Raw genomic sequence first — 14323 nt, 5'->3', positions numbered from 1 at the left:
GCAGATGACCTCGCGCCTCGCCATCATGATGGGCGGCCGCATCGCCGAGGAGATGATCTTCGGCAAGGACAAGGTCACGTCCGGCGCGCAATCCGACATCGAGCAGGCGACCCGCCTTGCCCGCATGATGGTGACCCGCTGGGGCTTCTCGCCCGAGCTCGGAACGGTCGCGTATGGCGAGAACCAGGAGGAAGTGTTCCTCGGCATGTCCATGGGACGCCAGCAGAACATCTCGGAATCGACCGCCCAGAAGATCGACTCGGAAGTGCGCCGCCTCGTGGAGGACGGCCTGATCGACGCGCGACGCATCCTGACCGAGAAGGAGAAGGATCTCGAAGCGCTCGCCAAGGGCCTGCTCGAATACGAGACGCTGAGCGGCGACGAGATCAAGAACCTTCTCGACGGGCAGCCGCCGATCCGCGACAGCGGCGACACGGTCTCGGCGACGCGCGGCTCGGCCGTTCCGACCGCGGGGCGCGGCAAGCCCCGCGAAACCGGCGGCGGCATGGAGCCGCAGCCGCAGGCCTGATCCGCCCGTTCATGACAAAAAATACAAGACGCTCGCCCAACAAGGCGGGCGTTTTTGTTGCCCTCGCAGGTTGTTCGCCGGCTGGCTCAAGAACTCTTTTTCGCCATGGCCGCAACCCGTCCGGGATGTAACAATCGCTTATGACTTGTGATGTCATGGTTGCCCGCGGAAGCGAGCATATTGACGTACCAATCCTCGACCCCGTTCTTGCGGGTTGCTTTGAGACCTGACGGCGCCGAGCGGCGCAACCGAATGCGGAGAGACACCACGTGCGCAAATACTTTGGAACAGACGGCATTCGCGGTCGCGCCAACGGCGTCATCACCCCCGATCTCGCCCTGCGGGTCGGCCAGGCGGCCGGCCTGACGTTTCAGCGCGGCGATTACCGTCATCGCGTCATCATCGGCAAGGACACGCGTCTCTCTGGCTACATGATCGAGAATGCGCTCGTGGCAGGGTTCACCTCCGTGGGCATGGACGTGCTGCTGCTCGGGCCCATGCCGACCCCCGCCGTCGCCATGCTGACCCGCTCCATGCGCTGCGATCTCGGCGTCATGATCTCGGCCTCGCACAACCCTTACGAGGATAACGGCATCAAGCTGTTCGGTCCGGACGGTTTCAAGCTCAGCGACGAGGTAGAGCTCGAAATCGAGGCCCTGATGGATTCCGAACTCGCCCAGCGCCTCGCCGGATCGGCGACCCTCGGCCGGGCCAAGCGCATCGATAGCGCGGATGCCCGCTACATCGAATTCGCCAAGCGCACCCTCCCGCGCCAGCTCGATCTCGAGGGGATGCGGGTCGTGGTCGATTGCGCCAACGGCGCCGGCTACAAGGTCGCGCCGGCAGCTCTGTGGGAACTCGGGGCCGAAGTGGTATCGGTCGGTGTCGAGCCAAACGGCTTCAACATCAACCACGAGGTGGGCTCGACCGCTCCGGAGGCTCTCATCGCCAAGGTGCGGGAGTTGCGCGCCGATGTGGGCATCGCGCTCGACGGCGACGCCGACCGGGTGCTGATCATCGACGAGAAGGGCCAGAAGGTCGACGGCGACCAGCTCATGGGCGTGGTCGCACGTTCCTGGCAGGAGGACGGACGCCTCGCGCAGGCCGGCATCGTCGCCACCATCATGTCCAATCTGGGTCTCGAACGCTTCCTTGGCGGCCTCGGGCTCGATCTGGTGCGGACGGCCGTGGGCGATCGCTACGTGCTGGAGCACATGCGCGCGCACGGGTTCAATCTCGGCGGCGAGCAATCCGGCCACATCATCATGTCGGATTACACCACCACGGGCGACGGCCTGATCGCGGCCCTGCAATTGCTGGCGGTGGTCAAGCGTCTCGACAAGCCGGTGTCGGAAGTCTGCCACTGCTTCGAGCCCCTGCCGCAGATCCTCAAGAACGTGCGCTACAAGGCCGGCAAACCACTGCTGGAAGGCATCGTCATCAAGGCGATCGAGGCCGGCAAGGAGCGCCTCGGAACCCATGGTCGCCTGGTGATCCGCGCCTCGGGCACCGAGCCGGTGATCCGCGTGATGGCGGAAGGCGATAACGGCGATCTCGTCAACAGCGTCGTGGACGACGTCGTCGATGCGGTAACCAAGGCTGCAAGCCAGGTTTCGAACGGCAAACCCCTCCAGGGGGCCGCCTGACCCGGGCGCGGTGGCCCGTTAACATCCCGTAAACCATGCTGCCCACCGAAGGCGCGATTACAGTTAAGAACCACTTAACCTCGGGACTCTAAGGTCAGGACAACCTTGCCGCGCGGAGAACGCCGGCACTTGTCCCGATCGAGGAGCATCGTGTTGCGTCTGCCGATATTCGCCCTCGCGGCCCTCGCGTTCGGTTCGCCGGGACTCGCCGCGCACGCGGCCGACCTCCCGCCCGCTCCCATTCTGGAAGACGACGAGGAATTGGGATCGGGCTGGTATCTGCGCGGCGACGCGGGCGGACTTGACACCATGGTGTCCCGCCGCTCCCGGGATCGCGGCGATGTCGGATTGTCATCCCTCGTCAATGGCAGGCTCGACGGCGCCGCGATTGTCGGCGCGGGCCTCGGCTACCAGTTTTCTCCATGGTTTCGCGCCGATCTGACAATCGACCACCGGTTCGAGGCATCGTTCAGCGGCACCCGTCTTGCTGCCGGCGGCGCTTACGCGACCGACCGGGCGGATGCGGATGCGACGACATTCTGGCTCAACGGTTATGTGGACCTGCCGCTCTGGAACGGCATCACGCCCTATCTGGGCGCCGGCATCGGTGTTTCGCGGGCGCGCTTCCATCGGTATGAGCGCCAGATCAGCGATGCAAACGGTGTCTCGCCCGCATTGGTCTTGCCGTCTCAGGATGAAACCCTGCTGGCATGGGCGCTGATGGGCGGCGTCGCCTTCGATCTGAGCGCCAAGTTCAAGCTCGATCTCGCCTATCGCTACAGCCGCCTCGATGGCGGTGTTTTCGACGGCAGGAACACGCCCGTTCGCCCGCGCCAGATCGGGGCGCACGAATTCCGGATCGGCGCGCGCTACATGCTCGATTGAGGAGCGCTGCTACTCGGCCGGATGCACCTTCCTGTCGGCTTCCCCGTGTGGCCGCAATCCGGTCTGCTGGCGCAGCTTGTCGAGCAGGTCGCCCACGTAAGTTGCGGGCTTGGTGTAGCCGCCGATGAGCAGGTAGATCGACGGCACCACGAGAACCGTCAGCAAGGTCGAGAGCGTCACGCCGCCGACGATGACGGTGCCGATGGCGTTGCGCGCTTCCGCGCCTGCGCCGGTTGACCACGCCAGCGGAATCGCGCCGCCGATCATGGCGATCGACGTCATGAGGATGGGACGAAGGCGCATGACGGACGCCTCGATCACCGCATCGCGCACCGAATAGCCGCGTTCACGGAGCTGGTTCGAGAACTCGACGATAAGGATGCCGTTCTTGGTCATCAGGCCGATGAGCAGGATCATGCCGATCTGGCTGTAGATGTTGAGCGATTGCCCGGTGAGCGCGAGCGCCGCAAGCCCGCCGGTGACCGCGAGCGGAACGGTGAGCATGATGATGAAGGGATTGATCCAGCTCTCGAACTGCGCGGCCAGCACCAGAAAGACCACCAGCAACGCCATGGCGAATGTCACGTAGATGGCATTCGAGGATTCGCGGAAATCCTTCGACATGCCCGTGTAGCCGATCCGCGCCTCCGCCGGCAGGTTGGCCTCGACGATCTGTTCGAGCACCGCCAGCCCCTCGCCGATGGACGTGCCGGGACTAAGCGTCGATTGCAGCGTGATCGACCGCAGCCGGTTGAAACGATTGAGCGTCTGCGGCGCGGCGGATTCGGTCAGGCTCACGAAGGCCGAGAGCGGTATCAGATCGCCCGTGCCGGCGCGGATGAAGGTGTTCGTCAGGTCGCTCGGAGATGCGCGATCCTCCGGGCGGCCGCGCATGATCACGGGATATTCCTCACCGCGGCTGACGAAGGTGGAGATCTCGGTTTCGCCGAACATGAGTTCGAGCGTCCGGCCGATCTCCTCGATGCTCACGTTGAGATCGGCGGCGCGCTGCCGGTCGATCTGGACGCGGATGTCGGGTTGCGATTCCTTGTAGTTGGAATCCATGTTGATGAAGAGGCCGGTGTCCTGCGCCTTCTGCATCACGATATCGCGCCAGTCGCGCAGCGTGTTGTAGTCGGGGCCGCCGAGCACGAACTGGATCGGCTGCGAGGTGCCGCGCTGGCCGAGCGAGCCGGGATTGACCGGGAAGGCGCGTGCGCCGGGGAAGTTCGAAACCTTGCCGTACAATTCCTGCGTCAGCGTCTGCTGCTTCATCGTCCGCTGGTCCCATGGCACCAGCCGGACGATGATCATGCCGGCATTCACCGGCGAGGGACGCGCGAAGCCCGGCGCCACCTGACTGGTGATCGACGCGATGATGCCGCGCTCCTGATAGGGAATGAGCTCGCGTTCCACTTCCTTCACGCGCTCGCGCGTGTAATCGAGGCTTGCGCCTTCGGGCGCGTCGATGCGCACGATGATGGCGCCGCGATCTTCCGTCGGCGAAAACTCCTTCGGGATGCTCTGGAACAGGGCATAGGCCGACAACGACACCAGGAAACCCAGCGCGAGAATGATCAGGGGCGCTTTCAGCACTGTCGAGAGAATGCGTCGATAGACGTTGTTCATGCCGTCGAAAAACGGCTCGGTCATGAGCTGGATGCGGCCATGGGCCGGCACCATCAGCTTCGAGCACAGCATGGGCGTGAGCGTGCGCGCCACGACGCYGGAGAAAAAGATCGCGGCAGCCAGCGTGATGGCGAATTCGCGGAACAGCTTGCCGGTATTGCCGGTCATGAAGGCCAGCGGCACGAACACCGCCATCAGGGTCGCGGTGGTGGCGATGACGGCAAAACCGATCTCGCGCGCGCCGTCGAAGGAGGCGAGAAGCGGCGGCTCGCCGTCCTCGATGCGCCGGTGCACGTTCTCGATCTCGACGATGGCGTCGTCCACCACGATGCCGATGGCGAGAACGATGGCGAGCAGTGTCAGCACGTTGATCGAGGCGCCGAAGAAGCTCATCACCATGAAGGCGGCGGTGATCGAGACCGGAATCGCCACCATGGCAACGATGGTCGAGCGCCAGTCGCGCAGGAAGAGAAGGATGACGAGGATCACGAGGACGAGGCCCTCCACCAGCGTCTTCAACACACCGTTGATGGATGCGCGGATGAACTGGCTCTCGTCGTAGGACACATCGGCCTTGGTGCCGGGCGGGAGCGAACCCTTCAGCTCGTCGAGTTCGGCGCGCACGCCGTCCGCCACCGAGAGTGTGTTGGCGGTCGATTGCCGCACGATGCCGAGGCCGATGGCGGTGCGCCCCGCATCGTAGAATTCGAACCGCGTATCTTCCGCGCCCACCTCGACCCGCGCCACTTCGCGCAGGCGGACAAGGTAGCCGTTCTTGTTGGAGATGATGACCTGTTCGAAATCCTGGGGCGTGGAGAGGCGGGAATCGGTCTTGACGGTGAATTCGCGCTGGGCGGATTCGATGCGCCCGCCAGGCAATTCCACGTTCTGCCGCTTGATCGCCGTCTCGATGTCCTGCGCGGTCAGGCCGCGCGCGGCGAGCGCCGCGCGATCGATCCAGATCCGCATGGCGTAGCGCCGCTCGCCGCCGAGATAGACATTGGCGACGCCGTCGACGGTGGAGAGCCTGTCCACGTAGACGCGCTTGAGAAAATCGCTGAGTTCGAGCGCGTCGTAGGTGTCGGAGGTGACCGTCACCCACATGATGRCAGAGGCGTTGTCGTCGACCTTGCGGATCACCGGCTGTTCGGCGCCGTCGGGCAGGCGGCCGACCACGCGGAACACCGCGTCGCGCACATCCGAGGTTGCGGCTTCGGGGTTGCGCGCCACGTCGAATTCGATCGAGACGGACGAGCGATCGTTCTGGCTCTGCGAGTTGATCTGGCTGATACCCTCGATGCCCGCCACCGCGCCTTCGATGACTTCGGTGACGCGGCTTTCGATGACCTCGTTGGACGCGCCGCGATAGATCGTCGACACGGACACGATGGGCTTGTCGACGCTCGGATATTCGCGCACCGGCAGGTTCATGAGCGCGGCCAATCCGCCGACGATCAGCAACAGGCTGACGACCACGGCGAAGACCGGTCGGCGGATGAAGAGGTCGGAAACCTGCATAGCTCTGTTCGATCCGGTTTCAGGCGAAGCGCAATTTCAAGGGCGATTCGACACGCGCCTCCGAGGAGGCGAACACAAACTAGTTCCGTTCGGCAGCGACGGCGCTGCCGATGGCCTGCGGGACGTTCAGCGAACTTCGCGACGGCTGTTCTCGGTTCGCCGCCGGCACGGTCGGTGCCGGCGCTGTGGAACCGAGCGGCCGTGCAATGACCTCGGCGCCGGGGCGAACGCGCTGGACTCCCAGCACGACGATCGACTCGCCGGGCTGAAGACCTTCCAGTACCTCGACCTTGCCGTTCTGGCGCTGGCCGATGCGAATGACGCGCCGCTCGACCTTGTTGTTCTTGACCGGATAGACGAGCTGCCGAAGCCCTTCGCTGACGACGGCCTCCTCGGGAATGAGAACGGCGTCCTCCTTCGTCGTCACCTCGAGCCCCACCGACAGGAACATGCCGGGCTTCAGGGCCTCGTCGGAATTCTTGAATTCGGCCGTCAGCCGGATCGTTCGCGTCGCCTGATCGACGCGGGTGTCGATGGTCGAGACGACGCCCGTGAAGGTACGGCCGCGATAGGCCGCCGACGTCGCGTTGACCGTCTGGCCGGCCTTCAGGCGACCGAGAAGATTCTCGGGTATGGCGAAATCGAGACGGATGCGTGACAGATCGTCGAGGGACGTGATGCGCGTGCCAGGCGAGATATAGGCTCCGAGCGAGACCGAACGCGTGCCGACGCGACCCGAGAAGGGCGCCCGGATGGTGAGTTCTTCGAGCCTTGCCTCGGCAGCCTTCCGCTGGGCCTGGGCGGAGGCGAGGGCGCCGTCGAGGGATTTCACCTGCGCGGTCAGGTCCTCGACCTGGGCGCCGGTGCCGGCTCCGGTCTTGTTGAGCGCCTGGGCGCGTTCGAGCTTGATGGAAATCTCGTTCTTGAGGGCGTTGGCGCGGTTGGCCTCGGCGATGGCCTGCTCGATTTCCGCCCGTCGCTCGTCCGCGTCCAACTGCACCAGCACGTCGCCGGCCTTGACGTTCTGGCCTTCCTCGAAGCGGATCTCCTTGATAATGCCTGCAATCCGGGCAGTCACCGTGATGGATTCGAAGGCACGCACGGTGCCGACGGATTCGCGCACTTCAACCACCCGGCCGGTCTTCACGGTGTCGACCTCGACGCTCGCAGGCCCCGTCGCGCCGCCGCGCCGGCCCGCGGAGGGCCCGGACGCCTGGGGAGCCGGTCCGGCGAAATAGCTGCCGATCACCGGCGCTTTGGCCAGATGGCCGCCCTGATAGGCATACCAGCCTCCAAAGCCTGCTGCCCCCAGCACGGCGATGACGGCGAGTTGACCGGAGACGCGCATGGTTACTCCCTGAAACTCGACACGATGTCGCTAGGCTCGTAGCACAAGTTGTGCCAGCCAAAAGCGACCATACCGTAGCAAGCACGACATTTTGTATTACGATTTCGTAATATGCCGCTGCGGAAATTCCGGGCAGCGCCGACCTTGACGGGGCGGGTGGTATCCGGCATATCCGACAGCGGGAAACCCCTCCCCAACGAGGGGCAACCATCTGGAAGGATGGATAGCCATGACCGATCTGCCCGCAGCGCGCCCGCGCTCGCCTTTCTTTTCGTCCGGCCCCTGCGCGAAGCGCCCCGGATGGTCTCTCCAAAATCTCAAAACCGATACGCTGGGTCGCTCCCATCGGGCGAAGCTCGGCAAGGCGCGCCTGAAACGCGCCATCGACCTCACACGCGAAGTGCTCGAGGTCCCGGCCGATTATCGCATCGGGATCGTGCCTGCTTCCGACACCGGCGCCGTCGAAATGGCGCTGTGGTCGATGCTGGGCGCCCGCCCGGTCGAGATGCTGGCCTGGGAGAGCTTCGGCGAGGGCTGGGTCACGGATGTGGTCAAGCAGCTCAAGCTGGACGACGCCCGCGTCACGACGGCCGATTATGGCCTCCTGCCGGATCTCTCGAAGGTTGATACCAAGACGCGCGACGTGGTGTTCACCTGGAACGGCACGACCTCCGGCGTGCGCGTCGAGAATGCCGACTGGATCGCGTCGGACCGTGAAGGCCTGACCATCTGCGACGCCACCTCGGCGGCATTCGCCCAGAGGCTTGATTTCGCCAAGCTCGATGTGGTGACGTTCTCCTGGCAGAAGGTGCTCGGCGGCGAGGCCGCGCACGGCATGCTGATCCTGTCGCCGCGCGCCGTCGAGCGGCTGGAGACCTACAAGCCGGCCTGGCCGCTGCCGAAGATCTTCCGCATGACCAAGGGCGGCAAGCTGATCGAGGGCATCTTCGAAGGCGAGACCATCAACACCCCGTCCATGCTGTGCGTCGAGGATTACATCGATGCGCTCGAATGGGCTGAAGGAATCGGCGGGCTGAAAGGCCTTCTGGCGAAGGCGGATGCCAACGCGAAGGTCATCCACGATTGGGTCGCGCGCACGCCCTGGATCGCCAACCTGACGAAGGTTCCGGCAACCGCATCCAACACCAGCGCGTGCCTCGTCATCGCCGACGCGGATGTGGTCGCCAAAGGTCCCGAGGCCGTGGCACAGGTGGCCAAGGGCATCACGGCCGCTCTCGAGAAAGAGGGCGTTGCCCTCGATATCGGGGCCTATCGGGATGCTCCCGCGGGATTGCGGATCTGGTGCGGCGCGACGGTCGAAGCCTCCGATCTCGAGGCCCTGACGCCATGGCTCGATTGGGCCTTCGCGCAGGAAAAAGCCAAGCTCGCGAAAGCGGCGTAGCGCTCTTTTCCCCTCCCCCTTGCGGGGAGGGCAGGGTGGGGGTCGGCGGCCAACGCGATCGCACACCATTCTGGAGACGGCTTTAAGACAACCTGTCTCCTCATCTCAATTTTCTTCCCCGTTTTCCGGTGGGACGACCCCCACCCCCCACCCCTCCCCGCAAGGGGGAGGGGAGCTCGAGGTGCCCCATGACCAAACCCCGCGTTCTCATTTCCGATGCCCTCTCGCCCGCAGCCGTCCAGATCTTCAAGGATCGCGGCATCGACGTTGATTTCCAGCCCGAGCTCGGCAAGGACAAGGACAAGCTTGCGGCTGTGATCGGCGATTACGACGGTCTTGCCATACGCTCCGCCACGAAGGTGACGGCCAAGATTCTCGAACGGGCCAAGAACCTGAAAGTGATCGGCCGCGCCGGCATCGGCGTCGACAATGTCGAGATTCCGGCCGCGACCGCCAAGGGCGTGATCGTGATGAACACGCCCTTCGGCAATTCCATCACCACCGCCGAACATGCCATCGCGATGATGTTCGCGCTCGCCCGCCAGATCCCGCAAGCCGACGCCTCGACCCAGGCCGGCAAGTGGGAGAAGAACCGCTTCATGGGCGTGGAATTGACCGCCAAGACGCTGGGCATCATCGGCTGCGGCAATATCGGCTCGATCGTGGCCGAGCGCGGCATCGGCCTGCGCATGAAGGTCATCGCCTACGATCCCTTCCTGTCGCCGGAGCGCGCGATCGAGATCGGCGTGGAGAAGGTGGAGCTCGACGAGCTGCTCCGCCGCGCCGACATCATCACGCTGCACGTGCCGATGACCGAGAAGACCAAGAACATCCTGTCGGCAGAGAACATCGCCAAGACCAAGAAGGGCGTGCGCATCATCAATTGCGCGCGCGGTGGATTGGTGGACGAGGTCGCCCTGCGGGCCGCTCTCGATTCCGGTCATGTGGCGGGCGCCGCCTTCGACGTTTTCATCGAGGAACCGGCGACCAGCAACCCGCTCTTCGGGCATCCCAATGTGGTGTGCACGCCGCATCTGGGCGCCGCCACCACGGAAGCGCAGGAGAACGTTGCGTTGCAGGTGGCCGAGCAGATGTCGGATTACCTCTTGCAGGGCGCGATTCAGAACGCCGTCAACTTCCCGTCGATCTCCGCCGAGGAAGCGCCGCGCCTGAAGCCTTTCGTGGCTTTGGCCGAGAAGCTCGGCTCGTTCCTGGGTCAGCTCACCGAGGCGCCCATCAAGGGCATCCGCATCGAATATGAGGGCGCGGTCGCCGAGATGAACACCCGCGCACTCACGTCGGCTGCGGTGACGGGCGTGCTGCGTCCGTTCCTGGAGGACATCAACATGGTGTCGGCGCCGATCGTCGCGCGCGATCGCGGCATCACCATCGAGGAGGTCAAGCGGGAACGCGCGGTCCGCGACTATGAGAGCTTCATCCGCATCATCGTGCAGGCCGAGGACATGTCACGGCACGCGGGCGGAACGGTGTTCCAGGACGGCAAGCCGCGCGTCATCGAGATCCGCGATATCGCGGTCGATGCGGAATTCGCCCCGCACATGATCTACGTGCGCAACGACGACAAGCCGGGCTTTATCGGGCGCTTCGGAACGCTGCTGGGCGAATCCGGCGTCAACGTCGCGACCTTCGCGCTGGGTCGCGACCGCGCCGGCGGCGATGCGATCTGCTTCGTGTCCGTCGACCAGCCGGTGTCCGAGGAACTGCTGCGCAAGATCGAAGAGATCCCGCAGGTGAAGCGGGCGCGCTCGGTGACATTCTAGACAGGCCGACTTCGGCGGGATCAGGTGCGCCGTTCGGCGAGCCAGATCCCGCCGAGAACCAGCGCCAGGCCGACGGCGTGGTAAAGCGCGAACGGTTCGCCGAGAAGCACCACCGCCAGCAGAGCGCCAAAAACCGGCACCAGATTGACGAAAATGCCCGCGCGGGCGGCACCGATCAGTTCCACCCCGCGGATGAAGAAGACCTGCGCTACCAGCGACGGGAGCAGGCCGATATACAGCATGATGAGCCAGCCCGTCGGCGTCGGCCATTGCACCGTGCCGCGCACGATCTCCATCCCCAGCAACGGCAGTGACGTGATGAAGGCGACGATCGCCAGGGACGTGAAGAAGACCATGCCCGACACGGGCGGCTTGCGCCGCAACCCCAGCGTATAGGCGGCATAGAACACACAGGCGATGAGCGTGAACACGTCGCCGATATTGAGGGCGAGGGTCCGCAGAATCTCCAGATCTCCCTTGATCGACACGATGATGACGCCCGCAAGCGTCGCGATCATGCCGACGACCTGAACCGGGGAGACGCGAATGCGAAAGAACAGCACGGAGGCAATCAGCACCATCACCGGGATGGAGCCTTGAAAGAGGGTGAGGTTGACGGCGCTCGTGTAATGCGCGGCTGTGTAGAAGAGCGCGTTGAATATCGTGAAGCCGAAGATCCCCGACAGGATGATGACGCGCCACCCGGTCCGCAGGACCGCCCATTCGGCCACCATCCGACGGGCGACGAACGGCAGCAGCACGGCGATGACCATCACCCATCTGAGGCAGGTGAGCGCCATCGGCGACACCTCGCCCACCGCGAGCCGCCCCGCGACAGCGTTGCCGCCCCACATCAGCATCGCCAGCATGAGCAGAAGCACCGCTCGTCCGAAGAGCCTCTCCCAGAGAGAATTCACGAGCCTCATGGAATTTCAGACCTCAGGGCGCTTGCCGCGGCGGGCGGTTCGGTCTAACCGGCGTCGAGCAAAGGCAGGGACAGCTTATGGACTTAAGATTTCTGGTGGTCGAGGGCAATACGCGTGACGCAAGGCAGACCCACAGGGACGCGTATGGAAAGATGCCCTCCGAGTCCTATGCGGCGGTGCTTCAGGAGATCGAGCAGGACATCGTATGCGACCTCGCCTTTCCGGCAGATGAGGGCGCGAACCTGCCCGATGCGGCCGGGCTCGAATCCTATGACGGGATCGTGCTGACGGGTTCGCATCTCAGCATTTACGACCGGACGCCGGATATCCTGCGGCAGATCGATCTGATGCGGGCCATCTATGCCTCGCACACGCCCGCCTTCGGCTCCTGCTGGGGTCTTCAGGTCGCGGCGGTCGCCGCCGGCGGGGACGTGCAGCGCAATCCCGTTGGTCGCGAGGTGGGCGTTGCGCGCCGGATCCTGCCCACCGAATCCGGCCTCACGCATCCCATGCTTCAGGGCCGCCCTTCCGTCTACGATGCGCCGGCGATCCATCTCGACATGGTGACCGCCTCGCCCGCCGATTGCACGATCCTGTCGTTTAACGACATCTCGGCGATCCAGGCGGCGGAGGTCCGCCATGGCGGCGGCACCTTCTGGGGCGTTCAATATCACCCCGAATTCAGCCTCGGCGAGTTGTCGGTCATCCTTGCGCGAAGGACCGAAATTCTCGTTCGCGAGGGGTTCTGTCAGAGCCTCGCTGCAGCGCAATCATATGTCGCCCTGCTCGATGAGCTGCATCGGAACCCGGGCCGCGGCGATCTCGCGTGGCGCCTCGGCGTCGATGCGGAGATCATCGACCCCGTTCGCCGGACACGGGAGATCCGGAACTTCGTCACCTCGCGCGTGAAGCCAGAGAAAAGCCGGCGCGGGCGCGGTTAAAACAAAGATCAGGCAACCGGGTAGGGAACCGTGACCGTGCAGACGAGGCCTGCCGGCGCATATTCCATCTCGACCGTTCCCCCGACTTCGCGGGCGAGGCGCTCGATGAGCCTCGTGCCGAACCCCTTGCGGCTGGGCGCCGAGACAGGCGGGCCCTCGCGCTCTTCCCATCGGATATCGATCTGCCGCGAAGGACGCGCGGGCTTGCTCCAGGCGAGACTGACTTTGCCGCCTCCTTGAGAAAGCGCGCCGTATTTGAGCGCGTTGGTTCAAAGCTCGTGAAACGCCATCGACAGGCCGAGCGCGAGGGACGGGGACAGTCGCAGCATGGGCCAGTGGAGATCGAAGGCCCGGCTTCGTTCCGGCGTCAGGTAAGGCTCCACCGCCTGGCGGGCGATGTCGCGCAGGCAGGCGCCGTCCCAGCTTTCGCGGGTCAGGATGTCGTGGCTGCGCGCGAGCGCGAAAAGGCGCGCCTCGAAGGTCGTGCGCGATTGCAGGAGACTTTCGCTATCCGGCGACCCCAAGCTGTGAAAGCTTTGCGCTGCCAGGGATTGAACGGTGGTGAGCGTGTTCTTGACGCGATGGTTGAGCTCGTTGACCAGGAGCTGGAGGTGATCCTCGGCGCGCTTGTGGTCCGTGATGTCGATCTGGATGCCGTCCCACACCGTGGCCCCGTTCGGCAGGATGCGCGGCGCATCGACAATCCGCTGCCAGCGGATCTGGCCGGTCTTGGCATGCCTGATGGCAAATTCCACGTCGAAGGGCGTCTGCCCTGCTTGAGACGCCGAAAGCGTCGCGAACACATGGTCGCGGTGTTCGGGGAGAATGAGGTCGAACAGCAGGTGTGGGTCCCGCAGAACCCGATCGGCCGGAATCCCGTTCAGGCGTTCGCAGCTTGCCGATACGTAAACGAAGCGCCGGTGTTCATATCCGAGGCCGTTATCCATCTGATAGACCATCCCGAGCGGGAGATTGTCCGCGAGAGCGCCAATCTGCGCCTGGCTTTCGCGCAGCACTTCATCGGCTCTGCGCCGCTCGCCGCCGTCCCGGAAGCTGATGCCGATCCCGGTGCCGAGAGGGAAGACGGCGCAGTCGATCTGGCAGCCGGTGRCGGTCACGACTTCGATGCGCGTCGTCGCCGGAACAGCGGCGCCCTGCATTGTCTCGAAGCAGCGCTCGAGATCGGCTGTCCTGAGATGCGGGAAAATGTCCCAGAGCACGCGACCCCGAAGGCTTTCTAACGGGCGGTCGAGAACCGACAGCAACGAGGCGTTGGCATGGATCAATCTCAGCTCGCGATCGAGCACGCAGAAAGCGTCACCCATGCCGTCGAGGATCGCAACGAGGCGGGCCTCGACCTCATCCTCGGCGGCTCTGACAGCCTCGCGCTCTAGAGCGGGCTGGACGGGATGCAGGAGGGGCGCCCCGTCCGGGAGTTCGGCGAAGTCGGTGTGGCGGATCTTCATGATGTAACTTAGTCACAATCGTTGCCGTAGCGCAATGTCGCGCCCGAAATCCGCCACGAGCGGGCCACAGGATGACTTGGCGGGTGGAATCGCGTCTGCCGGGTTGACCTCTCGGGCCCGATCCACCAAGAGAGTTTGCAAGGTTTTTCCACCAAACCCTGGCCTTGCGCCGGGGTTTTTTTATGCGAGGCTTGAAGGCGATGGCGAATGTGGTTGTCGTGGGCGCCCAGTGGGGCGACGAGGGCAAGGGCA

The 14323-nt window shown here is 64.6% G+C and carries 9 protein-coding genes and 1 pseudogene; 6 read left to right on the top strand and 4 right to left on the bottom strand.

Annotated elements, in window-relative coordinates:
* The 3 genes and pseudogenes from AC1DVM_RS19600 to AC1DVM_RS19590 all read left to right on the top strand — a co-directional run.
* A pseudogene (locus tag AC1DVM_RS19600) lies at positions 1-529 on the top strand (ATP-dependent zinc metalloprotease FtsH); the annotation flags it as partial.
* A gap of 269 nt (positions 530-798) precedes the next feature.
* On the top strand, positions 799-2175 hold the full coding sequence (gene glmM / locus AC1DVM_RS19595; protein WP_477257201.1) for a phosphoglucosamine mutase: 1377 nt from the start codon (positions 799-801) through the stop codon (positions 2173-2175).
* A 153-nt stretch (positions 2176-2328) separates the two neighbouring features.
* A complete protein-coding gene (locus AC1DVM_RS19590; RefSeq protein ID WP_477257199.1) occupies positions 2329-3060 on the top strand; it encodes an outer membrane protein in 732 nt (243 codons plus the stop codon).
* A gap of 9 nt (positions 3061-3069) precedes the next feature.
* Here AC1DVM_RS19590 and AC1DVM_RS19585 read toward each other — a convergent pair whose 3' ends face one another.
* A complete protein-coding gene (locus AC1DVM_RS19585; RefSeq protein WP_477257197.1) occupies positions 3070-6207 on the bottom strand; it encodes an efflux RND transporter permease subunit in 3138 nt (1045 codons plus the stop codon).
* Positions 6208-6286: 79 nt separating this feature from the next.
* Complete coding sequence (locus AC1DVM_RS19580) at positions 6287-7555, bottom strand: efflux RND transporter periplasmic adaptor subunit (protein WP_477257195.1); 1269 nt, start codon at positions 7553-7555, stop codon at positions 6287-6289.
* A 229-nt stretch (positions 7556-7784) separates the two neighbouring features.
* Between AC1DVM_RS19580 and AC1DVM_RS19575 the strand changes: the two genes are divergently transcribed.
* Both AC1DVM_RS19575 and serA read left to right on the top strand, forming a co-directional pair.
* Positions 7785-8957 (top strand): phosphoserine transaminase, encoded by a 1173-nt coding sequence (locus tag AC1DVM_RS19575; protein WP_477257193.1) that lies wholly within the window; start codon positions 7785-7787, stop codon positions 8955-8957.
* 188 nt (positions 8958-9145) lie between these two features.
* Complete coding sequence (serA, locus tag AC1DVM_RS19570) at positions 9146-10738, top strand: phosphoglycerate dehydrogenase (protein WP_477257191.1); 1593 nt, start codon at positions 9146-9148, stop codon at positions 10736-10738.
* A gap of 20 nt (positions 10739-10758) precedes the next feature.
* Here serA and AC1DVM_RS19565 read toward each other — a convergent pair whose 3' ends face one another.
* Positions 10759-11664 (bottom strand): DMT family transporter, encoded by a 906-nt coding sequence (locus tag AC1DVM_RS19565; RefSeq protein WP_477257189.1) that lies wholly within the window; start codon positions 11662-11664, stop codon positions 10759-10761.
* Positions 11665-11741: 77 nt separating this feature from the next.
* Between AC1DVM_RS19565 and AC1DVM_RS19560 the strand changes: the two genes are divergently transcribed.
* On the top strand, positions 11742-12605 hold the full coding sequence (locus AC1DVM_RS19560) for a type 1 glutamine amidotransferase (RefSeq protein WP_477257188.1): 864 nt from the start codon (positions 11742-11744) through the stop codon (positions 12603-12605).
* Positions 12606-12874: 269 nt separating this feature from the next.
* Here the strand turns inward: AC1DVM_RS19560 and AC1DVM_RS19555 are convergent, their stop codons facing one another.
* Positions 12875-14071, bottom strand: a complete 1197-nt coding sequence (locus tag AC1DVM_RS19555) for an HWE histidine kinase domain-containing protein (protein ID WP_477257186.1) — start codon at positions 14069-14071, stop codon at positions 12875-12877.
* Positions 14072-14323 lie beyond the last annotated feature (252 nt).

It is taken from the genome of Microvirga sp. P4_A5, assembly GCF_056402495.1.
This window is presented reverse-complemented; position numbering and strand designations above follow the sequence as displayed.

Excerpts from the sequence above, each read along its gene's own strand:
- AC1DVM_RS19580 (WP_477257195.1), bottom strand. The coding sequence starts at position 7,555 with ATGCGCGTCTCCGGTCAACTCGCCGTCATCGCCGTGCTGGGGGCAGCA.
- AC1DVM_RS19575 (WP_477257193.1), top strand. The coding sequence starts at position 7,785 with ATGACCGATCTGCCCGCAGCGCGCCCGCGCTCGCCTTTCTTTTCGTCC.
- serA (WP_477257191.1), top strand. The coding sequence starts at position 9,146 with ATGACCAAACCCCGCGTTCTCATTTCCGATGCCCTCTCGCCCGCAGCC.
- AC1DVM_RS19565 (WP_477257189.1), bottom strand. The coding sequence starts at position 11,664 with ATGAGGCTCGTGAATTCTCTCTGGGAGAGGCTCTTCGGACGAGCGGTG.
- AC1DVM_RS19560 (WP_477257188.1), top strand. The coding sequence starts at position 11,742 with ATGGACTTAAGATTTCTGGTGGTCGAGGGCAATACGCGTGACGCAAGG.